This window comes from Pseudoalteromonas luteoviolacea NCIMB 1942 (genome assembly GCF_001625595.1).
GTDB classification, from domain to species: domain Bacteria; phylum Pseudomonadota; class Gammaproteobacteria; order Enterobacterales; family Alteromonadaceae; genus Pseudoalteromonas; species Pseudoalteromonas luteoviolacea_A.
Genome location: NZ_AUXT01000157.1, coordinates 76,293 through 98,130, shown reverse-complemented (window position 1 = coordinate 98,130; position 21,838 = coordinate 76,293). Strand labels below are relative to the sequence as shown.

Annotated in this window: 18 protein-coding genes; 12 read left to right on the top strand and 6 right to left on the bottom strand. The window is 42.4% G+C overall.

The annotated features are described in order from the left end of the window. Positions 1 to 4: 4 nt before the first annotated feature. Positions 5 to 1,375, bottom strand: coding sequence for a DNA repair protein RadA (gene radA, locus N482_RS11380; protein ID WP_063377155.1), 1,371 nt, complete (start codon positions 1,373 to 1,375; stop codon positions 5 to 7). Positions 1,376 to 1,514: 139 nt separating this feature from the next. Between radA and N482_RS11375 the strand changes: the two genes are divergently transcribed. Next, positions 1,515 to 4,013: a PilZ domain-containing protein gene (locus N482_RS11375; protein ID WP_063377154.1), complete on the top strand. Its 2,499-nt coding sequence runs from the start codon at positions 1,515 to 1,517 to the stop codon at positions 4,011 to 4,013. A gap of 37 nt (positions 4,014 to 4,050) precedes the next feature. Here the strand turns inward: N482_RS11375 and ampE are convergent, their stop codons facing one another. Then, positions 4,051 to 4,935, bottom strand: coding sequence for a beta-lactamase regulator AmpE (ampE, locus tag N482_RS11370; protein ID WP_063377153.1), 885 nt, complete (start codon positions 4,933 to 4,935; stop codon positions 4,051 to 4,053). Positions 4,936 to 4,940: 5 nt separating this feature from the next. Continuing rightward, positions 4,941 to 5,501 carry a 1,6-anhydro-N-acetylmuramyl-L-alanine amidase AmpD gene (gene ampD, locus N482_RS11365; protein WP_063377152.1) on the bottom strand — a complete coding sequence of 187 codons (561 nt, stop codon included), beginning with the start codon at positions 5,499 to 5,501 and terminating at the stop codon, positions 4,941 to 4,943. A 166-nt stretch (positions 5,502 to 5,667) separates the two neighbouring features. On the opposite strand from ampD, the gene nadC reads away from it, so the two are divergent. The 7 genes from nadC to yacG all read left to right on the top strand — a co-directional run bounded on the left by nadC (position 5,668) and on the right by yacG (position 12,169). Continuing rightward, the gene (gene nadC / locus N482_RS11360) at positions 5,668 to 6,507 is read left to right on the top strand and encodes a carboxylating nicotinate-nucleotide diphosphorylase (RefSeq protein WP_063377151.1); all 840 of its coding nucleotides are present in this window, start codon (positions 5,668 to 5,670) and stop codon (positions 6,505 to 6,507) included. A 256-nt stretch (positions 6,508 to 6,763) separates the two neighbouring features. Beyond that, entirely contained in the window at positions 6,764 to 7,228 is a 465-nt protein-coding gene (locus N482_RS11355; protein ID WP_063377150.1) for a pilin, read from the top strand. Positions 7,229 to 7,294: 66 nt separating this feature from the next. Beyond that, positions 7,295 to 8,530, top strand: coding sequence for a type II secretion system F family protein (locus N482_RS11350; protein ID WP_063377149.1), 1,236 nt, complete (start codon positions 7,295 to 7,297; stop codon positions 8,528 to 8,530). A 29-nt stretch (positions 8,531 to 8,559) separates the two neighbouring features. Then, a complete protein-coding gene (locus N482_RS11345) occupies positions 8,560 to 9,441 on the top strand; it encodes a prepilin peptidase (RefSeq protein ID WP_063377148.1) in 882 nt (293 codons plus the stop codon). Positions 9,442 to 9,443: 2 nt separating this feature from the next. Further along, positions 9,444 to 10,049 (top strand): dephospho-CoA kinase, encoded by a 606-nt coding sequence (gene coaE / locus N482_RS11340; protein WP_063377147.1) that lies wholly within the window; start codon positions 9,444 to 9,446, stop codon positions 10,047 to 10,049. 128 nt (positions 10,050 to 10,177) lie between these two features. Further along, positions 10,178 to 11,854, top strand: a complete 1,677-nt coding sequence (gene pilB, locus N482_RS11335) for a type IV-A pilus assembly ATPase PilB (protein ID WP_063377146.1) — start codon at positions 10,178 to 10,180, stop codon at positions 11,852 to 11,854. A 75-nt stretch (positions 11,855 to 11,929) separates the two neighbouring features. Next, positions 11,930 to 12,169, top strand: a complete 240-nt coding sequence (gene yacG, locus N482_RS11330; RefSeq protein WP_063377145.1) for a DNA gyrase inhibitor YacG — start codon at positions 11,930 to 11,932, stop codon at positions 12,167 to 12,169. A gap of 29 nt (positions 12,170 to 12,198) precedes the next feature. Here the strand turns inward: yacG and N482_RS11325 are convergent, their stop codons facing one another. Together N482_RS11325 and N482_RS11320 are read right to left on the bottom strand one after the other, a co-directional pair. Beyond that, entirely contained in the window at positions 12,199 to 12,681 is a 483-nt protein-coding gene (locus N482_RS11325) for a LysR family substrate-binding domain-containing protein (protein ID WP_063377144.1), read from the bottom strand. A gap of 3 nt (positions 12,682 to 12,684) precedes the next feature. Next, entirely contained in the window at positions 12,685 to 13,098 is a 414-nt protein-coding gene (locus N482_RS11320) for a LysR family transcriptional regulator (RefSeq protein WP_063377143.1), read from the bottom strand. 186 nt (positions 13,099 to 13,284) lie between these two features. Between N482_RS11320 and N482_RS11315 the strand changes: the two genes are divergently transcribed. Then, a complete protein-coding gene (locus N482_RS11315; protein ID WP_063377142.1) occupies positions 13,285 to 14,238 on the top strand; it encodes an alpha/beta hydrolase in 954 nt (317 codons plus the stop codon). Between the two features lie 176 nt (positions 14,239 to 14,414). Continuing rightward, the gene (locus tag N482_RS11310) at positions 14,415 to 15,290 is read left to right on the top strand and encodes an AraC family transcriptional regulator (RefSeq protein ID WP_063377141.1); all 876 of its coding nucleotides are present in this window, start codon (positions 14,415 to 14,417) and stop codon (positions 15,288 to 15,290) included. A gap of 6 nt (positions 15,291 to 15,296) precedes the next feature. Here the strand turns inward: N482_RS11310 and N482_RS11305 are convergent, their stop codons facing one another. Further along, positions 15,297 to 17,387: a winged helix-turn-helix domain-containing protein gene (locus N482_RS11305; RefSeq protein ID WP_063377140.1), complete on the bottom strand. Its 2,091-nt coding sequence runs from the start codon at positions 17,385 to 17,387 to the stop codon at positions 15,297 to 15,299. Positions 17,388 to 17,546: 159 nt separating this feature from the next. Here N482_RS11305 and N482_RS11300 point away from each other — a divergent pair, with 159 nt between their 5' ends. Together N482_RS11300 and N482_RS11295 are read left to right on the top strand one after the other, a co-directional pair. Continuing rightward, positions 17,547 to 18,608 carry an efflux RND transporter periplasmic adaptor subunit gene (locus N482_RS11300; protein ID WP_196765335.1) on the top strand — a complete coding sequence of 354 codons (1,062 nt, stop codon included), beginning with the start codon at positions 17,547 to 17,549 and terminating at the stop codon, positions 18,606 to 18,608. 2 nt (positions 18,609 to 18,610) lie between these two features. Beyond that, entirely contained in the window at positions 18,611 to 21,679 is a 3,069-nt protein-coding gene (locus tag N482_RS11295) for an efflux RND transporter permease subunit (RefSeq protein WP_063377138.1), read from the top strand. Positions 21,680 to 21,838: the final 159 nt, after the last annotated feature.

Sequence of the window (21,838 nt, the reverse complement as noted above, 5' to 3'; positions counted from 1 at the left end):
TTCCTTAAAATAGAACTTGTAGTGCATCGCTCAGGCTAGAAACCCCAATGACTTCCATACCTTCGATGACTTCTTTAGGTTTATTTGCAACTGGCACGATTGCGCGTTTAAAGCCATGTTTTGCAGCCTCGCGTAAGCGCTCTTGACCGCTTGGAACAGGCCGTATCTCTCCACCTAAACCGACCTCACCAAATACTACTAACTGCTTATCTAAGGCATAGTTCTTAAAACTAGATACCAGCGCGGTGATCAAGGCCAAGTCAGCACTTGTTTCGTTGACCTTGACGCCGCCAACAACGTTAACGAAAACATCTTGATCGGCAACTTGCAAGCCTCCATGGCGGTGTAATACTGCAAGTAGCATAGCTAGGCGGTTTTGTTCTAGTCCTACAGTTACGCGCCTTGGATTGGCCAATTGAGAGTAATCGACCAGAGCCTGAACTTCGACTAGCAAAGGACGAGTTCCCTCCCAGATCACCATGACCAAAGAGCCAGGTGTCTGTTCTTCCCCTCGGTTTAAGAAAATTGCAGAGGGGTTGCTTACTTCTTTTAACCCTTGTCCTGTCATGGCAAACACGCCAAGTTCATTGACCGCTCCAAAACGGTTTTTGTTGCCCCGCAATGTTCTAAAGCGGCTATCACTGCTGCCTTCTAACAAAATAGAGCAATCAATACAGTGTTCTAGTACTTTAGGGCCGGCCAATGTACCGTCTTTTGTAACGTGACCGACCATCATTATCGCCACTTGGTTTTGTTTAGCGAATCGCGTCAAATAAGCCGCGCTTTCACGCACTTGAGAAACACTTCCTGGGGCAGATTGAACATCGGTCATATGCATGACTTGTATCGAGTCAATAACCATGATGGCAGGCTTTTCACGCAGTGCTAATTGACAAATTGTCTCAACATTGGTTTCTGCCAGCGTTTTCAGTTTATCCGTTGGCAACCCTAAGCGCTTGGCGCGCATAGCAACTTGTTGTAATGATTCCTCACCTGTCACGTATAGGATTGGCATAGATTGCGCTAACAAACACATAGTTTGTAACAGCAAAGTACTCTTACCCGCTCCTGGCTCACCACCGATTAAAATAGCACTTCCAGGAACAACCCCCCCGCCTAAAACGCGGTCAAACTCTTTAAAACCGGTAGAGAACCGAGGTAAAGATTCAAGGTTAACTTCATCTAAAGTTTGGATTTTTGCTTCTACGACACCAGCATAACCAGTGGTACCAGCACTACGAGGAGCCGCTTTCACGGAAGGTACACGAAACTCTGTTACAGTGTTCCAAGCTTTACATTCAGAACATTGCCCTTGCCAACGAGCAAATTCCGCTCCACAATCACTACATACAAATGCGGTTTTCTTTTTTCCCATAAAAATCAAGGCATAGTTATTGCTTAAAAGGAAAAACCCATTAAGCTACAAGTTAAATATGTAGCTATACTGACATAAAATTGGCGAAGGCTGAAATAATAACAACGAGAGACTGTCCGCAGACGCAACATGAAATGCTATGAGTGAAGATAAACTAGAACTACATCAAGATCTTATAAATATCCTCAAGGAAGACTTAGGCGATCCCAATTTTGATTTTATCTTCAAGCAAAAGACTGCCCAATTAAGTAAACCTGACCAATTCCTTCTAAAAATGGAGATGACACGTCTATCTCAGCCCGTTGCCAGATTTATTGATCTGCGCGGCCAAGTATCTGGCGAAGTTAAACCCTATGAGCATGAAGGTAAGCAACACTTTATGGATGACGTCGCTATCGACGTATTCGAACGGGAAGTTGCCCAGCATGGCGCGTATACAATGGCCGTATACGAAGCTGTGATGCATACCGAGAACAATTTTAAAGTCATGCAAAAACAGGCTCAGGAGCAAGTTGATGTTGAACCTGAAGCGACATACGACCATGCAGCGCAATTAATTCGTTTTGCCTCTTATGAAAGCAGAATCGAAGAGCGCATGAACTACTCGATCAAGATTACCGTCGAACTGAAAAGCGGGACCACGGTTCAAGCCAGTACATCTGACATCTCTTTAAGTGGTGCAAAAATAAAGTTATCGAAAAATTACACAGTTTTTCCGCGTAACTTGCTCACCTTGAGGTTGGTTGGTCTTGAACAAGACTTCGAGCTAGGACTAAAAGAAGGCATACAATATGAAGTCGTCGCGATAGAAGAAACCAATAGCGACTACAATTATGTGCGGCTCAAACGTACATTTGTCGAAAACAATTCTGGGTTTGATGAATTTCTTGAAAGCTTTATTCATGGCAACAAACGGCGCTACAAAGTAAACTTAGACAACACCTTAGATGCTGTGGTTTGCAAAGGCTATGAACAATATTATTTGCCACGGGTAAGTTCACTATTTGTTTTTTTCAGCCGCATCAATAATTTGTTATTACCTAGTATGGTGCTTACCAATGAAAATAACGCATTCATCCATTACTACTTCGAAGATGAAAGAAAAACCTCTTGCTTATACAGTGTCTTCAACAATAAACGACTACAAACCCTACTAACACAAACAACCCCAGTCAAAGAAGCTTATTGTTATACCTTTACACATTCTAATGCCGGCAAAATTTATTTTTATTCGGCTTTTGACTACGAATTGAAACAAAAACCAGAATTAAAAAGTTTGTTTTTAGGTTTTGGCAGCGAAAAAGAAAGTTGGCGAGTCTTTAAAGTCCAGTTGATGCCAAGTCATCATGAAGACGCATTTATCCCTTTGTCCCTGCCTAAAAGCGTAGGGAAAAATGTCGAAAAATTAAATAAGCGACCACCACCTCGAGCACAGGGGCTCATTGAACCTGTGCACCACCTTATGGTGTTAACTGAGATCACGACGCAGGAGCTTCGCACACACTGTAATAAGTTAGATTATTCTCAGGAAAGTATTAATCGTCTCAAGGAGTTTGGTCATGGTAAAGCCAAAACGCCACCACCACTTGAAAAGGTTGCATTGGAATACGTAAATCTACGAGCCCACAAACGCTTTTTATATCGCACTGGGATCACGCTTAACTTAGGGGAGCAGCAATCTTTTACAGGAAACACGCGTGACTTTTCGGTTATGGGGCTACAACTGGAACTAGAGCAGCCTATTGATATCACAAAAGGCGTTCTGGTGACGGTAGAATTACCAGATTTGCAAAAGATTACGAAACAACATCAATTGTCCGACCTAAAATACGAGGTCATGGCAGTCAGTAAATCTAAGACCATCATCAACCTCAAAGTAAAACAGTTTACTAACGTGCCACACACCGCCATCGAATTTTTTACTGCGCTGATTGAAAATAACAAAGATAAATTGCAACCTAGTGAAGAAGCCCCAAAAATTCCCGGCTTATCAACTGCTCTGAGAAATATGGTAACCAAGAGTATGTGTCAGCTGCCGCTTTACTTGCATAAAAAAGCGTCTCACTTAGAAGTAGGTGCTGTCGGTCACGGTTTGTATCCTTCACCGCTGCATTCTTTGTTACTGCCGAAAATTGTCCAGCAAAATAACCAAGAGCTACTCTTCCCAGGCAGTTTGTTCCCCAGCAACTATATTGAGGACATCCTGACTGAGAATTTACGAGCAAAGTCACGTCAAGACAAACCCTTACGCTTTACTTTGTTTATTCATTACGATGGTAAAAAAGCAGACGAAGCAAATGGTGGGATCAAGTCACAATGTATTCCTTTTGGGGATCCTGTCGAACCGATATTCTTATTTGCGAAAAAAGCACTTAAGAATGGCATTTTATTTATTTGTCATTTGTACGTATCTAAAACGGGCAGACCAGACATGGATCACCTCTCTAATGAATTGCGCTATGTCAGTCATTATGCACTACATAAGGCTAAAGGCTTGGAAGAGGCACTTTGGTCCGTCGCGGGTGTGTGTGATGTGGTTGATGTCACCGATGTCGTTTTACCTGTTTTAGGTATCGACAATCACCTTATAGAACGTATGAAGCAAAGAAAATCTGAGTGGCTTGGGCAAATTCATTAACGCGCCACTCAGTATTTTTCCGTTATTATTTCCCGTTTTAACTTAATCCGGCAAAGAGCGTCAATGCGGCAACGATGAAGAGATAGAACAGCACATTACGCTTCACTAGTCGCATCATACACGCAGCTTCGTAAGTGCAGCCAAAGTATTGTTGTTCTATCTGTTCAGCCGCCAAAGCAGTTTCAACCACTACTTTGCGGTTGCAGGTTTTAAAATCTAGCAGGTACTTTAGCCAACTTCCCGTCCCTTTTGAAAAATTACCAATAATTAAATATCCGAATCCAGCTAATCTTGCAGGGAACCAATTTAACGCATGGAAAAAGAAACTCAAACGCTCATTGTGTTTACCCAGCATTTGTACACACAATCGCTGATTTTCTGGTGGCTCATCGTTAGTTTTGTCTTTTAAAAGCTCAACCATCGTGCGAGTGGTTGCGTACAGAACCGCACCAGGTGCACCCAAAGCCACAAACCAAAACATGACTGCACAATAATGTGTGAAATTAATCCACGCCAGTGTTTGGCCAAAGGTTTCACCACGAGGCTCATCTTCAGTTCTAGTTTGGCCCATTTGAAATGCATATAACGTAGCCGCTTCGTTATCGCCGCGAGCAAGTGCGTTCAAATACGCTTTATATGACTTTCTGTACTTTGCGCAGCCAAAACAGACCAAAAGTACACACACATTTAAAGCTAGCTCCCAGATAACAAAATCAGAAAAACTGTAAAGCAAAGCCACCAAAATAGCGGGTATAACCATCCAAACCATTACACCAATATTAGATCTATCAAGCCAGTTTCTTGAAATCTTTTGTTGAGACCATTTTTGGTAATGAGCTAGGTAATAGTCAATTTGCCAGTACTCTGAACGGGCACCCAGTCGCTCAATGATAAGTGCCACTAGTATTGAGATTAATATCATTATTCTTACTCGATCGTTGATTTTTGCAATAACATGTTGAAATAGCGCTGCCAATCAAATATATCACCAGGGTCCGTTTTTCGCCCCGGAGCAATATCACAATGTCCGACAATTCTGTCCGGTGTAATGTCTGGATATTGCGCTAATATGGCTTTGCTAACCGCAACTAATGCTTCATATTGCGCATCAGTGTAAGGTGTGGTGTCAGTCCCTTCCATTTCAATACCGATACTAAAATCATTACACTGCCCACGACCAGAAAAGCTTGAGACACCAGCATGCCATGCTCTTTTAGAAAACGGAACATATTGAATTACTTGACCATTTCTACGGATAAAACAGTGCGCCGATACGCGTAACCCATCTAGAGACGAAAATGTTGGATGCGCTTGGCAGTCTATATTACCCATAAATAAATCGTCGACGTAGTGTGTACCAAATACCCCTGCAGGCAGAGAAATATTATGGATCACGAGTAAATCTACATCATCTTCGTTAGGGCGTTCATCAAAATGGGGTGACGACCTATGGTCCGCAAATGGTAGCCATGGATATTGATTTTGCATAAAAAAATTAAATAGTCACTACACCTTGACTACCTTAACAAGATTTCATCTCAAGCACTATGGCAATTTTATGTCGTCAACTTCAACCTACTGCACAAAGAAAATTGTTTCATTGCATTAATCGAAGTAGAATTTAGCTTATAACAAATAAAGATTGAATCTAGCTATGCAACCACAACTTATCTCTCAACTCGTAAAACAAGCGCTTGACGAAGACTTAAACTATCAATCGGCTTCCGCAGGGGACATCACCGCAGCATTAATTCCCCAACAACAAACTGCGAATGCGTACGTCATAACCAGAGAGGATTGTGTATTTTGCGGTAAAGATTTAATTCTTGAAGTTTTTCGTCAAGTCGATCCCAGCGTTGAAGTTACCGTATTAGCTAACGACGGAGATAACCTCAGTGCAAACTCGCGTATTTTTGAAGCTAAAGGCTCAGCTCGCGCTATTTTAACCGCGGAGCGAACAGCGCTGAACTTCGTGCAAACCTTGTCTGGTACAGCGACAACAACCGCACACTATGTACAAGCACTGAAAGACAGCAGTACGCAATTACTCGATACAAGAAAGACCATCCCAGGCTTAAGAGCGTTGCAAAAATACGCAGTTTCTTGCGGTGGCGGTAAAAATCATCGCATAGGCCTCTTTGATGCTTTTTTAATTAAGGAGAACCACATTGCAGCATGTGGTGGCATTGAAAACGCTGTAACACAAGCAAAAACTAACCACCCAGATAAGCCTGTCGAAGTTGAAGTAGAAAACTTAAATGAGCTACAACAGGCATTAGATGCGGGCAGTGACATCATTATGTTGGATAATTTTACCGTTGAGGACATTCAAAACGCCGTTAAACTAACCTCTGGTAGAGCTAAACTCGAAGTGTCGGGTAATATGACTTTAGAAATTTTGGAGCAATACGCACAGGCGGGTGTCGACTATATTTCTAGTGGAGCCCTAACCAAGCATGTACAAAGTATCGATTTGTCGATGCGCTTTGAATAGTATATTTTTGGTTGTAATTAAATTGTAACTAAATGTACATTTAATACATTGACATTTATTTACAAACAAGATTTAATAAAAAAGAATTAAATTAATGATTTAGAACAATTATTTTGACTGTAGTTTTGGTTAAAATTGTGAATAATTGTTAGCGCTGCTAAATTAGCAGTAATTTCTCTAAAGTTGATTTGGTTTAATAAATCCCTGATGTAAGTGTTAACTAACATCGGGCTTAATATCCCCTAGGAGACACATCATGACGCAAAGACAACAGGGTGGTTTTACCCTTATTGAATTAATGATTGTGATTGCAATCATCGGTATTTTGGCAGCCGTAGCGCTTCCAGCTTACACAGACTATATTAACCGTGCGAAAACTTCTGAAATGCTAGCAGCTTCAAGTATGCCAAAAGCATGTGTTGAAGAAAGGGCACAATTAGGCAGTGCGCCAACAAATTGTGCTGAAGGTTTCAGCGCAACAGACCTTGTATCTACATTAGCTATTGATGCAAAAGGTTTGATGACGATCACTGGTCAAAATGACCTTGCTGGTATCGTTATGACACTTACACCTAATAGCGCAGCAAACACTGCTGCAACAGCAACGAACTTCACTGATGCATTTGCTGTACACTCGTGGACGTGTGCTGCAACAGTTAATTCAAATCAAATTAACTGGTTACCAAGTACATGCACAGCTTCAGTTTCTGGTACACCATAAGATACTGACAACACATAATAAAAGAAACTGGGTTCGACCCAGTTTCTTTTTACGTGAATATACTCTATGGCTCTTTCTTCTAAAGACAGTACGAATAAAATAGATACTTTTGTTTGGGTTGGCGTCAGCGCTCGAGGTAAGCGACTCGAGGGTGAAATGACAGGCACCAGTGTTGCCTTGGTCAAAGCCCAGCTCCGCAAACAAGGTATCACGCCTTCTAAGGTTAAACGCAAACCTAAGCCGCTGTTTGGCTTTAAAAGCGTGCAAAAAATTACTCCAAAAGATATTTCAATTGCCACTAGGCAAATCGCAACCATGCTTACAGCTGGTGTTTCACTGGTTCAGTCGCTTGATATGATTGCATCAGGTGCAAAAAATAAAAGCGTTAGTAAGCTAATTGGTACTATTGCCGATGAAGTCAAAGCTGGACAACCGCTGGCTAAAAGTTTGCGTGCGCACCCTCGATATTTCGATGAGTTGTATTGTGATTTAGTCGAATCAGGAGAACAATCGGGTGCTCTGGATAGAATTTTTGACCGTGTCGCTCTGTACAAAGAAAAGGCAGAAGCACTCAAATCAAAAATCAAAAAGGCGATGTTTTACCCTATTGCTGTTATAACCGTCGCACTTATTGTAACTTCCATTTTACTGATTTTCGTTGTACCACAGTTTGAAGACATCTTCACCGGATTCGGCGCTGAACTTCCTGCTTTTACTCGCTTTGTCATTAGTATTTCAGAATTTATGCAGGAATACTGGTGGATAATGCTTATCGCTATTGGAGCAGGCATATACACCTATAAAGAAATGCTCATTAGAAATGAGTCTGTCAGACACACAAATGATAGGCTTTTATTACAGTTCCCCGTGATAGGCGAAATACTGCGAAAAGCTGCGGTTGCAAGATATGCTCGCACACTTTCGACCACATTTGCAGCTGGTGTTCCACTTGTTGATGCACTCGATTCAGCAGCTGGCGCTTCCGGCAATATCATATATAAAAATGCTATTTTAGATATCAAAGGCGAAGTCAGTTCTGGTAATCAGATGAATTGGGCAATGCGAAATTCAAAAATCTTCCCCGATATGGTCGTGCAAATGGTTGCTATTGGTGAAGAGTCTGGCGCACTTGATAGCATGCTCAGTAAAGTGGCAAGCATTTACGAACAGGAAGTCGACGATGCCGTTGACGGCCTGTCTACCTTATTAGAGCCAATCATTATGGCCGTGTTAGGTGTGCTTGTTGGTGGCTTGATCATCGCCATGTATTTGCCAATTTTCCAACTTGGTTCTGTCATTTAACCTCAGCAAATAATAACAAGAGCACACATATGCAAGATGTTTGGCATTTAATGCAACAACAATCATGGTTTTTTCTTCTGACCGTGGGATTAGTGAGCCTATGTATTGGCAGCTTTCTCAACGTTGTGATTTATCGACTACCAAAAATGATGGACGCAGAGTGGCGTAAAGAATGCAAAATAATACTTGGTAACGAAGAAAATGAACAAACTGAATCAGGGCCTACTTTCAATCTAGTGACGCCGCGTTCTACTTGCCCATCATGTAATACACAAATCAAAGCGCAACATAACATTCCAGTTTTGAGCTGGTTGCTACTCAAAGGCCGCTGCGCATATTGTAGTAAAGCAATTTCTGCTCGCTATCCTCTAATTGAAATGCTCACTGCTGTAAGCTCACTGTGGGTTGCATGGCATTTTGATGCTACGCCACAAGCTCTGCTCTACATAGTTCTAACTTGGGCATTGATAACACTTATCTTTATCGACATTGACAAAATGCTTTTACCTGACCAAATTACGTTACCCTTACTTTGGCTCGCACTGTTAGCTGCCGCAATGGGGCTGACTATTGCACCAGTGGATGCCATTATTGGTGCGGCGGTTGGATATATGAGTTTATGGAGCGTGTACTGGCTGTTCAAGCTTTTAACTGGCAAAGAAGGCATGGGCTTTGGTGACTTTAAATTACTGGCAATTTTTGGTGCCCTACTTGGTTGGCAGTCTATTATCACCGTTGTGTTACTTTCTAGTTTAGTGGGCGCCATAATCGGGAGTATACAGCTTACGATTCAGGGCAAAGACAAAGCCACGCCCATACCATTTGGTCCCTACTTGGCTATTGCTGGCTGGATAACATTATTTTATGGCACAGCTTTAAAAGACTGGTATTTTAACTTTTTAGGAGTGTAGTTTTGTCTAGATGGATACTTGGCCTTACAGGTGGAATAGGCTCCGGGAAAACAGCCGCTACTAATTTTTTTCAAACGCTAGGTATTGAGGTCGTAGACGCTGATATTGTTGCTAGAGAAGTTGTCCAGCCAAATACGCCGGGGCTCAATGCAATCACGGCGCATTTTGATTCTGATATACTCACATCTGATGGACAGCTCAATCGAGCTAAGCTCAGGGAAATTATTTTTAATGACGAGAAACAAAAAAGCTGGCTCAACAAGTTACTTCACCCATTAATTCGTGAAAAAATACTCTCTCAACTTAACGCGGCCAAAAGTAGTTACTGCATCTTATGCGCCCCATTATTATTTGAAAATGGGCTACAATCCTATTGTCAAAAAACACTGCTCATTGACGTTCCAGAATCTGTTCAGATTGCCAGAACAAAAGCCCGTGATAATGTCTCTCAAGCGCAAGTGCAAAATATCATTGCCGCGCAAATGGGTCGGGAAGAAAAATGCCGACTTGCGGACTATATTGTCAACAACGACAAAGAATTGGCCGACTTACAGAGCGAATTGCTATCGCTACATCAAATATTTTTACAAGCTGCCAAAAAATATTAAACCTATTATCTCTAAAATTAGGTATTATTCATTAGAACGATATATAGAATGTTCATTTAAGCAAAATTAAGCAGTTTGACTAATTGTTTGCTACATTTGTGTAAGTTGTTGAAGTATTAAAGGACGTTATGGAACATCACTCTCCGTTACTGAGAAAATTCATTACCTTAGGTAGAATTACTCCAGATCAAATAAAGGCAAAGCATACTGAAGCTACCACAACCGCAGAGTTGATCTGCTTGTGCAGTGGAATGAGTGGCCAAGAACTTGCTGAACAATGCCTTGATCTGTTTCGCGTTCCCTATTTTGATCTCAATGGGTTTGATGTCCAACATGTTCCCAAAGGCCTGATAAAAGAAAAGCTAATCAGGCAACACTATTTACTTCCATTAGTTAAAAAAGACCGTAAACTCTTCATCGCCACATCCGATCCAACTGATTACGGTGCATTTGAGAACTTTGAATTTAGCACAGGGTTGCAATGTGAGATTGTTGTTGTAGACCATAAACTACTTGAACAAAAAATCGATCAGCTCTTCGATGATAGTTCGGGGCTATCTTTAAGTGAAGAAGAGTTTAAGGAATTCGCGAGTCTTGATGTTGAGGACGAACCCCAAGCCCAACAACAAGATGAAGAAAAAGACGACGCACCGATCATTGTTTACATCAACAAAATATTGATGGATGCAATTAAAAAGGGTGCATCAGACTTACACTTTGAACCTTATGAGAAAAAGTATCGGGTGCGTTTTCGTATTGACGGTATTTTACATGAGATGGCCAGCCCACCTAATGCGCTTGCCAGTCGTTTATCCGCACGTATCAAAGTCATGTCACACTTAGACATTGCAGAGAAACGTAAACCTCAAGATGGTCGAATCAAACTTAAAATTTCTGAGCGTAAAAGTATCGATTTTCGTGTCAGTACGCTGCCGACGATTTGGGGCGAAAAAATCGTAATGCGTATTCTCGACTCCTCCGCCGCCAAGTTAGGGATCGATGTATTGGGTTACGAGCCAGAACAAAAAGACCTTTACATGAATGCGCTTGCGCAACCACAAGGAATGGTCTTAGTAACTGGCCCAACCGGCTCTGGTAAAACGGTCTCACTTTATACAGGCCTCAATATTCTTAACAAACCAGAACGAAATATCAGTACCGCAGAAGACCCTGTAGAAATCAACCTTGAAGGTATTAACCAAGTACAGATTAATACCAAAGCGGATATGACATTCGCAAATGCACTTAAGGCATTTTTACGACAAGATCCCGATGTCGTCATGGTCGGTGAGATCCGAGACTTAGAAACCGCTGAAATATCCATTAAAGCAGCACAAACAGGTCACTTAGTTCTCAGTACACTTCATACCAACTCTGCACCTGAAACACTCACACGACTCCTCAATATGGGTGTACCAGCTTATAATGTGGCCAGCTCAGTGAGTTTGATCATTGCTCAGCGTCTTGCAAGAAGGCTATGCCCTAAATGCAAAGAGCCTGAAACACTGCCAAAAGAAGAGCTGTTGCGCCAAGGCTTTAACGAAGAACAAATTAAAGAGCTGACGTTGTTTGCACCAAAAGGCTGTGACCACTGCACTGATGGCTACAAAGGCCGAGTTGGTGTCTATGAAGTGGTGAAAATTACCCCAGAAATTTCGCAGAAAATTATGGCTGGCGCTAACTCATTGGAGATCGCAGAACTTGCTGGAAAGCTCGGGTTCGAAAACCTGCGTAAATCTGGTTTGAAAAAAGCGGCATCAGGTGTTACTTCCCTTGCTGAAATCAACCGCGTAACCAATTTTTAAGCCAATGTACTTAACTGGTATAGTTTAAAGCAAAACAGTAAACTATAGGCTGTATTGAAAGATGAGTAATTTACCATGCCTACAGCTGTAAAATGTCCAACATGCCAAAAAGACGTGATCTGGTCAGTGCAAAGCCCACATCGCCCCTTTTGTTCCAAGCGCTGTCAACTCATCGACCTCGGCGAGTGGTCAGAAGAGAACAATAAAATATCCGCTCAAATTCAAAGCTCGGACTTGGCGCAACCTGATCCACAGGCTCTGATAGAAGACATAGAAGCTATGCTAGCCAAAAATGAAGGCGACTTCTTCAAATAGACCAATTTATTGCCCTCTGTTTACAGGCTTTATGGGGTGTTGCATAACACCCCATAAAGTGCATCTAATCCACAGTGTGCTTGCCAGTCAGCACTATACAAATAGTAATCAACACTGGGTAAGTGTTCTTCTATCTCAATAAAATCTACCTGTTGATGGTATTTGCTGCGCATTGACTGAGGTACAATAGCGGCTCCAAGACCTGCTGCAACCAGAGACAACGTAGTGGATTTCGTTTTTACTTCTTGAACCACATTCATCTGTGCCTGTACGTCAGTAAAGACCTGTTCAATAGCTTCGTGTAATTTCGGCTGAACTTGCTTCGGATAATGAATAAAGGGTCGCCCATTCAAGATCTGAATTGATGCACTCGTGGTGCTTAACTGCCATTGTTTTGGACATGCTAATACGTACTTTTCACTTTTTAAATGACGTAAAGATGAGCGTGGTAAATCAGGCGCATGAGCCCGTATTATTGCACCATGCAGTTGCTTAGCGTCACATTGTGTCATTAACTACGAGCTACTCCCCTCTTCAATAACAAGCTCCAAATACGGCTGTTGTGCTTGTAACATCGCCATTCCATCCGACATTAGGGCTTCAAAAGCGAGACTAATACACCCTATTTTTAACGGCAGTTCTGTGCCTTTTTGGCTTGCACTTACACATTCCCCTAACTCCGCATGAGCTGCGAGTACTCGCTTTGCTTTTTCGACAAATAGCTTGCCAAATACCGTTAAGGTCACGGCCCGGGCCCGTGTAGACCGTTCAAATAACGCCATCCCGAGATTGTTCTCAATTAAACCAATTTGTTGACTCAATGGAGGTTGAGACATATGTAATCGCAGTGCTGCTCGGCTAAAACTCAGCTCTTCAGCTACAGCAACAACGTAGTTCAACTTTTTTATATCTAACCAATTTAAATTCATCACATATAAATAAACAGTTTTTAATATTTGTCCTTAAGTTAGGCCCATTGTAAGTTTAGCGCAAGCTAAATCAGCAGGAGAACAACAATGAAATACCTGTTCCTTACACTAATGCTCTTAACGAGTGGTCAACTTTACGCATAGATAGTTAAGCACCCTTTTAAGTCAAAGGCCCTAGCAAATAGCTTGATTGGTACCAAGACAACGCGAGACATTCATATTTATTTGCCAGATGACTACCACACTAGTAAAAAACGCTACCCGGTTTTGTACTTTCTTGGCGCGTACAGTTGGCCAATTCGTTATAGCTCACACATAGAAAAAATGGTGGAGAACCATAAACGCAGCGGCAACGCAATGGAGATGATCGTTGTGATGCTGGAAGGTAATACACCACTTCGCGGCAGTTTTTACGTTAATTCAAAAGTTCATGGTAACTTCCGTGACTATGTACTCGACGAGGTCGTTCCTTGGGTAGACGCCACCTACCGCACGAAGGCAGCAGCTAAACACCGTGGTATAGCTGGATTCTCTATGGGTGGTACTGGTGCCCTAAGATTTGCCGCAAAAAACCCTGACATATTTAGCCACGTATACGCACTGAGCCCTGGTATGTTTGATGAAAAAGGCATGGCTAAATCGTACCTGACATCTGAGGCTGCCATTTCACGCTATCAAAAGTTCAAACAAAAACTAGCCACTAGCACCGACCCTGAGACTGTGATGAAAGAAGAATTTACTTTCTTTCAAGGGCGAGAAATTTGGAATAATGGTCAAGACAATAGTTACAGCGCCTATCTGATGGCATATGCAGGCGCATTTGCGGGTACTGAAAAGCAACCTTTCGATATTCACTTTGGACAAGACGCAAATCAAATGCCTCTTTGGTACCGCGGTTTTGGCGAGCTTATCTCCCTTTACACCACACCTGAGATCATTGAACAGTTGCGTTCAATTCACATCGAAGTCGGTGATAAAGATGACTATATTTGGATTACTGAAGGGGTATTAGCCTTGAAGCAAAAAGCACAGCAGCAGCAACTTGCGATTTCGTTTGAAGTTTTCCCTGGCGGTCACAATGACAAAGCCTTGGCGAGACTTGAGCATCATATGCTGCCATTTTTTGCCAAACACTTATAACCATCACTGAGTGGTATCAATAAGATAAGGTACCACTACTCCCCAGCGCTTGCCGATAAAATACCTTTGGCCGAAAATTCGCAAACATTATCAATCCGCCCTACGCTATTTTAGGCTTGTCGCCAGCAACATAAAAACCTATAAAGGTATTTTTCAAACGCGGATCTCGAATCGTTATGAAGCATAAGATAAGCACGCAAAATCAGTACGAGCATCGTTTACTCAAGGTCATTGACTATATTTATGAACATATTGACCAAGAGCTAGATGTAAATACCTTGGCAGATATTGCCTATATGTCAGCTTATCATTTTCATCGAATTTACCGTGAATACACAGGTGAAACGATTAACCTCACTGTGAGACGAACGCGTATGTTGAAAGCGGCGACATATCTGGTACGCAGTGACTTAAACCAGCATCAAATTGCGAAGAAAGTACGTTACGGTAGCGTTGAAGCATTCAATCGAGCTTTTCGTAAACACTATGGCGAAACACCTCAACAGTATCGTCAATCTCGCGCTGACACGCAGCAAAATGTCACTGTGTTGTATCCAAAATCCAACAAGGAATATTTCACTATGTATCCAGTCAAGCAGCAACACATTACATCATTGGCATTAATCGGTATCTCACATAAAGGCGACTATATGCAAATAGGGCAAGCTTTTGAAAAGCTGTCTTTAATGGCAGGCAAAGCACAGCTGATTGATCAACAAACACGTTTCTTTGGGATCTATTTTGATGATCCAGACTCAGTTGCACAAGATGCGCTAAGATCTATGGCTTGTATCTCTGTAGATCCAAAGCAATTACCTGAAGATCACGCGTTTGAACAGATCACCATACCTGAGGGTGATACAGTCAGCATTTTATTCAAAGGCGACTACACTGAACTCGAAAAGCCCTACAATTGGCTTTACGGACAATGGTTACCGCAGAGCCAGTTTGAACTTGCCGATTTTCCACCTTTTGAAGAGTACTTCAACGATATAAAAGACACCGCACCTCAAGATTTACTTACTCAAATCAACTTTTTAGTTAAATCCTGATTGGTTTTATTCTCGGCCAGCGACTTGCACAAGATCGCTGGCAGCCAACAGCTCTTTTGAATAGATCACTGAGGCAAGTTTGGGGTGGAGATCAAAATTAAACGTCCACTCATTGCGACTCAAGGCAAAAGACCTCCGTTCCATCGTGTGTAGATCCAGCTGATTTAAATGCACCGTTAAACTCTGCTTATCTGCCCAATAAAGCGTATTATTCCGTACTATGACAGTAAGCTCTGGAAGCCTGCGTAATTGCACCAGCGCACGTTCTGTTCCACCTGCTTGCTGTTGGGTTAACCAAAAATCATCTTTTAAGATAAATACGCGTCCTAATTCATCTTCAATACGCGCCAAGGTATTGTCTTGTATTCGCTCCGTTAAGCCTGTTGCAAAGCTGTAGCGCAGTAACCTGTAGCTATGTTGCTCGACCCGAGAAAAGTAAATATAGTCACTATTTGCACTCCAATTGGCATACACAATTTGTTCGTCATCTCCCGTCAGCCACCTAAACTGCTGGTTAACAATGTCGTACATAAACAACCGCTCTTCTCTTCGACCGAGCAAATAATTACCGTTCGAGCTAGCCTGCAAGCCATTAATCGCATCTAATGTATCAAAACGATGTAACAATGTTTTTTCACCGGCATTCGGGCCTTCATGCACTAGGCGATATAAATAGCTATATTTTTTATCGCGACTCAAATAGAAGATAGCGCTGCCGTCATGACTATAAATAGGAGACCACTCAACTTGTTCACTGGCAATTTTTAGCTTAGCTGGGGGAGCAGATAAGGTAACAAATGGGTTCGGCATCGACACGATATCTCGATAATTCATGCCGTGACGGCGCATAAGCAAGCAATCCTTACCACATTCACCAAAGACATCATTTAAACCTGGCGTAATGTGTTCAGATACAGTCAGTATTCCACTATCAACATCAAACCTAGCAAGCTGTCCTTTGAAGCTGCTCAGCAGCAATGAGTTGGGTTGTTCCTGACTCCACACTAAATTGGATGCTTCAAACCCCAATAACGTCTCATGTAATAACTTGCCATCATGCTGCGCAAACACAAGCAACCGATATTGACGTAGTTGCTGATTCCGGACTACGGCTAAATACTGCCCATCAACAGATAGTCGAGCCAGCACATCGCCTCGTCCTTTCGACAGTGGAAAAGTGATTTGTCTGCTCGTATTGCTCTCTAAACTGTAACTAAATATGGCTTTACTACTGGCTTTATGGTGCGAGCTTTCCCCCGCCACATAAGCGTGATACAAGATCTCTTTACCATCAGCGGACCACCCTTGTAGCGCTAATTTTTTTTGAAGAATGTCTAATCGACGTTGGCGGCGTAGTGTTCCATTCTCATAATCAGCAATAAAGACTTGATAACCATCGCCTTTATCCCTTTGGTATAATACTTGGCTGCCATCCGGCGACATGGATATGGTGTGGTAGGCACCGTCATCTCCACTTAAACGGTATAAAAGGTCGCGACTCAGATCTTTCGCATATAAAGAGAAAGGCTCTCTATTACTGCCTCGATACATAAACACAAGAGTATCTGTCTGAGCATTGTATTCTCCTCCCATTTCTGATCCCGATATTTCTGTCAACGGGGTAATAACGGCACCAAAATACTCAGGCTCTTCATTACTTAATACAAATAATGTGGCACTCATAACAGTCACTAAAACTGTACAACAAATTATCCACCAGCTGCTTTTTTTGCTCTCTCGTTGCGCCGACTGTTCACATTGGACAGTCACATCACCAACAAACTGGTAGCCTTGCAAGGGAATCGTTTTGATAAACTTGGGCTCTTTGGCATCATCACCGAGTGCAACACGAACCTTTTTTACAACTCTTCTAATGGCATCGTCTGTCACTTGGCGGTTACACCATACATGCTCCAACAGCTCTTGGCGAGTTACGACTTCGCCCGAGCGAGAAATCAAATAATTGAGAAAAGCCAAAGGCAGAGGCTCCAAGCGCTGCTCCCCTTTACCATTATCTACACGCCCAGAGTTAAAGCAAACTCGGTTGTCAGCTAATTGCACTTTTTTGGACGAATCTTCAATCCTTTGATTTATCATATTATTTTTTCTCTAGCTGAATGACTAAATGTGACTTTATCAGTCTACACATAAGTTCATAACAATTCCATGTAAGTCACGTATCGACGTTGGCAAGCTCACTCTTATGTGTTTTACAATCCGGATATTATAATTACAATGACTTCACTATCAGCTTGTATGAAACGCTCAAAGTTACAGTACTTCTTAGTCGTATTTTGCTTACTTTACAGCGTGTATTCCATGGCCACTCCTCAGGCCCATTTAGTCAAAACAACCCAAGTTTCTCCATGGCACGATGGCATTCAAGGTCGACTGTCCTGCCAAGTATCAGTCCCTCACGAGTATACTGTTGCCAGTGAAAGCCAAGCAAAACTAAATTATCTAGTGAGCGCAGGTAGTTATGTCAACGCTGGTGACTTGTTAGCTCAGCAAGATGGTTTTTATTTACGTCAATCCCTTAATGCCATGCAATATGAGCTAATACAACATAAGGCGAACCTTACTTACCATGAGCAAGAGTACCAACGTTTAATTGCTTTGGACAAAAAGCACGTATCTGCTTCCGCAGTCAATGAACATGCGCTCTCTTTGGAACTTGCTAAACACTCTGTTGCTGCCACCCTAAATAGCATTTCGACTGTGGAAAAACAGATTTCAGCGCTCAAGCACTACGCGCCAACAGATGGTGAAATCACTCAACTCCACAGTAATCTAGGCAGCTTTGTGGCTAGAGGAGATGCGATACTGAGTTTCACTGCGACCGATGATAAAGAACTACATTGTGAGCTACCACTCACTAAATTTCGAGTTGACAACGACATATATCAAGCTGCGCTGTTCTTCTTTCAATCCGAGCCTCTAGAAATCAAACGCCATGCTCGAAGTGTTAACCAACGCCACCAGACACAATCAGTTTGGTTTCAAGTACCGCAAAAACATTCCCTACCAATCGGCAAACTCATCAATGTGCACTGGCAGTCTCAACGCTCAAAGTTGACAAAGCTACCAGTCCAAGCTGTCATTTTTGAACGAGATAAAGCCTATGTTTGGCGCGTGAACAAACAGCAGCTGGTTGAAAAAGTTACCGTTGAGGTGATGCAAAATCAAGCACATGACTTCATTGTGCAAAGCCCTTTGCAAGTTGGTGAACAAGTCGTAGTTTTGGGTCAATCTAATTTGGCCGAAGGCACGCAAGTCCGCCTTACTCCTTCTCCTACGTTATTAGCGCAAGGAGAGTAAATATGGCACAACAGCTACCAACTATGACACTAAGAAACAAGGTGGTTTTATCAATCGCGACATTAATTTGCGTACTCGCCACTTTAGTCGTCAATCATTTAGACAGTGCCTTACTTCCTCCAATAAAGAGGCCAGAGATTAGTATCAATGTTACATGGCCTGGCAAGGGTGTGGAGGAAGTGCAGCAAGTTTTAGTTTCTCCGCTCGAAGAGGTACTTAATGGCATTCCTAGTAGCACCCTAATGTCTACCACTGTGACCGCCAGCAATGCCAACATAAACCTGTCTTTTCAGCCTGATAGTGATATGGATGATGCGTATATTGAAACCCTAAATCGCATTAATCAAGTCCCAGGTTGGCCAAGTGAAGTCCCAGCACCGACTGTGACAAATTTTGCATCAGGAAGTAGTGCCTCACTTGCTTCAATGATGTTAGTCAGCCACTCTCCAACTACGCAGCAAGCCTTAATTCAAGCCTATGAAAACCATTTAAAACCAGCACTCAGTAAAATCACTGGTGTGCAAAGTGTCGTAACCAGCAACAACCCCACTCAACAACGAGTAGACATCACATTACAACACGACAAGATTAAACATTACGGTTTAGATATTACACAAATCCAACACCAGCTAAATACCTTAAGCGATGGTTCTGGAGACTATATGTACCTCGGCGATAGACGTTATGCTCTTCACTTTTCAGGGCAGAAAAGCTTCTCTGAACTTATGTCTCTTCCTATTGCTTACCATGAGCCGAGTTTCATCAGACTTGGTGACATTGCAACCATTGAACAGCAGACGGAGCGAGAGTGGCTGTTCTCTTCGGTGAATGGCAAACGCGCCTTTTATATTTATTTTCGGTCTTCACCTGATATCAATGTACTGGCAACTTTAGAACAAACCAAAAAAGTCATTGCACAACTTAACCAGGGGCCTCTTGCCTCACTCAATATGGAATTATTGCTCAGCCGCGACGATTCTAAGGCCGTAAAAAGTGCCATATCACAAGTCTACTTATCGCTGCTTCTAGGGATAGTTTTATCGAGTTTGGTCCTTTATTTTTTTATCAGGCAACATCGCTTCGTTGCGCTGATTTTTGTCTCAATTCCCGTGTGTCTTGCTGCCGTTGTTTTACTCATGTCACTATTTGACTATAGCTTAAACGTCATAAGCCTCGCAGGTATGGCGCTTTCAATTGGCCTACTGCTAGATGCCAGTATTGTGGCAGTCGACAGCATAGAACAACAACGCCGTCAGGGAGTGCCCCTTAGTCAAGCCATAGCCTCTGGCGTAAAAGAGGTTAAAGGCGCTATCATCTCATCCACACTCTCAAGTATCGTGATATTTGTTCCAATATTGCTTATGCGCAGTCCTGAGGCGCAGCTTTTTAAAGATCTTGCCTTCACAATTTCAGGCGCACTACTGGTTTCTTTACTGAGCGCTTTGTGCTTACTACCTGTAATGGCAAGACTACTGCTGAATAAAACCACATCGCAAAACCATACCACCAGCAAAGTTCACCCTTTCTTCCAGTCTATTACTCAGTCTCGCCCAGTTGCACTGGGCATTATAATCACACTGGTACCATTGGCATGCCTTGTTGTTTGGCTACTCACACCGCAAATGAATTTGCTACCTACCGCAAAAAATCGCGCTGTTCATGCATACATCAGCTTCCAAGACCCGCTTTCTCCCGAAGCGACAGAATTACACATTGCAAAACCTATCTTATCCCGGATAGCACAGCAGAAAAGGCTTGGCCAAGCCCCTAATTACGATTTATCAGGATTGCTTTGCTGGCAAGGCTTCTGCCTACTCTATTTTTATCCCCCCAAGGAGTGGCACTATGAAACATTTAGTCAATGGCTCAAAACGTCGGTCGTGCATGACTTACCAGGAACCCATGTAACTGTGGTACAAGAAGACTTACTGCGACTCGCCCTACCAAATGCAGGTCTCAGTTACTTAGACTTACACGGAGCAGATCGTGCCCTGCTGCAATCTGCAGGTAAACACTTGCTCAATCACCTTCAAAGCAAATTTATTGGTGCACAAATAAGGCCCGTGAGCGAGCTAACCAACAATGTTGCCAGAATTGACTTCATGCCTAATCACTCAGCACTGTTGCGCTATAACTTAAATTTAAACGATTTAAAAACGTACTTGGAAGCGCTAACGCAGGGCGTTTATTTAGGGCGATTTAATAACCAAGGGCAAAACCTGCCTTTTTACTTAAAGATACATAAATCAGGAGACCTACAAACACTACTAGGGAGAGAGGTGAATATTCCTGGCATTGGACTTAGACCGCTTTCAGAGCTTACCGATGCTCAATTTTCTGTTGCGCCATCAAGGCTTCATCGAGTCAATCAACGTAGCGTTGTGACATTAAGCCTCACACCTCCTACAAATATGAGTCAAAGTGAGTTTGTCGCAGCAATTAAACTAGAATCCAATACCTTTCTTTCACAACAAGAATATGATCAAGTTATTACCTCTTGGCGTGGCAGCGCGGATCAATTGGATACATTCATTACAGAGTTTAGCCACATGTTCCTATTGTCCTTGTTCATTTTGTGCGTCCTACTTCGCTTGAACTTGCGCAATTGGCGACAAACTTGCGCCGTCTTATTAAGCATGCCTCTTGCCATATTAGGTGGAATAGTGTGCCTACGACTCATGGGGTTATTCACCAACCAACCACTCGACATCATCACCATGATTGGGTTTATTATTTTAATGGGACTGGTCATCAATAATGCTATTTTACTCATTAACCAATACGACTATGCACTGCTGCACGGAAAACCCCAACAGGCTGCAATCATGCATGCAATTGCCGTACGCAAACGCCCTATATTTATGAGTACGGGTACCAGTATATTTGGCATGCTACCGCTTATGCTGTTGCCAGGTGAAGGCGCAGAAATCTACCGAGGTTTAGCAGCCGTTATTGTCGGCGGTATGACATTTAGCGCGCTTCTCAGTATTCCATTTATGGCCGCACTTCTCTCACTGCGCATGTATTACAGTGCCCCCCTTCAAGAAGCACTCACCGCTAAAGCGTTATAGGTTATTTTCTTGATACCCTTTACCTATCCAATCAATGGCCTGTTCTTATCGGAGCAGTGCCATTTGTTTTTTACTAGATTTCCTCTAAGTATTTACTCTTAGGTGGGAATAGTTGGATAATCACCTCACATTCATTTGAATCACTTAAAATTGTTCAAA

Bases quoted from the DNA above. Each gene is read 5' to 3' on its own strand.
- radA (WP_063377155.1), bottom strand. From the start codon at position 1,375: ATGGGAAAAAAGAAAACCGCATTTGTATGTAGTGATTGTGGAGCGGAA.
- nadC (WP_063377151.1), top strand. From the start codon at position 5,668: ATGCAACCACAACTTATCTCTCAACTCGTAAAACAAGCGCTTGACGAA.
- N482_RS11355 (WP_063377150.1), top strand. From the start codon at position 6,764: ATGACGCAAAGACAACAGGGTGGTTTTACCCTTATTGAATTAATGATT.
- N482_RS11375 (WP_063377154.1), top strand. From the start codon at position 1,515: ATGAGTGAAGATAAACTAGAACTACATCAAGATCTTATAAATATCCTC.
- N482_RS11305 (WP_063377140.1), bottom strand. From the start codon at position 17,387: ATGATAAATCAAAGGATTGAAGATTCGTCCAAAAAAGTGCAATTAGCT.
- N482_RS11295 (WP_063377138.1), top strand. From the start codon at position 18,611: ATGGCACAACAGCTACCAACTATGACACTAAGAAACAAGGTGGTTTTA.
- N482_RS11320 (WP_063377143.1), bottom strand. From the start codon at position 13,098: ATGAATTTAAATTGGTTAGATATAAAAAAGTTGAACTACGTTGTTGCT.
- N482_RS11345 (WP_063377148.1), top strand. From the start codon at position 8,560: ATGCAAGATGTTTGGCATTTAATGCAACAACAATCATGGTTTTTTCTT.
- N482_RS11300 (WP_196765335.1), top strand. From the start codon at position 17,547: ATGAAACGCTCAAAGTTACAGTACTTCTTAGTCGTATTTTGCTTACTT.
- N482_RS11310 (WP_063377141.1), top strand. From the start codon at position 14,415: ATGAAGCATAAGATAAGCACGCAAAATCAGTACGAGCATCGTTTACTC.
- ampD (WP_063377152.1), bottom strand. From the start codon at position 5,501: ATGCAAAATCAATATCCATGGCTACCATTTGCGGACCATAGGTCGTCA.
- ampE (WP_063377153.1), bottom strand. From the start codon at position 4,935: ATGATATTAATCTCAATACTAGTGGCACTTATCATTGAGCGACTGGGT.
- yacG (WP_063377145.1), top strand. From the start codon at position 11,930: ATGCCTACAGCTGTAAAATGTCCAACATGCCAAAAAGACGTGATCTGG.
- pilB (WP_063377146.1), top strand. From the start codon at position 10,178: ATGGAACATCACTCTCCGTTACTGAGAAAATTCATTACCTTAGGTAGA.
- N482_RS11325 (WP_063377144.1), bottom strand. From the start codon at position 12,681: ATGACACAATGTGACGCTAAGCAACTGCATGGTGCAATAATACGGGCT.
- N482_RS11350 (WP_063377149.1), top strand. From the start codon at position 7,295: ATGGCTCTTTCTTCTAAAGACAGTACGAATAAAATAGATACTTTTGTT.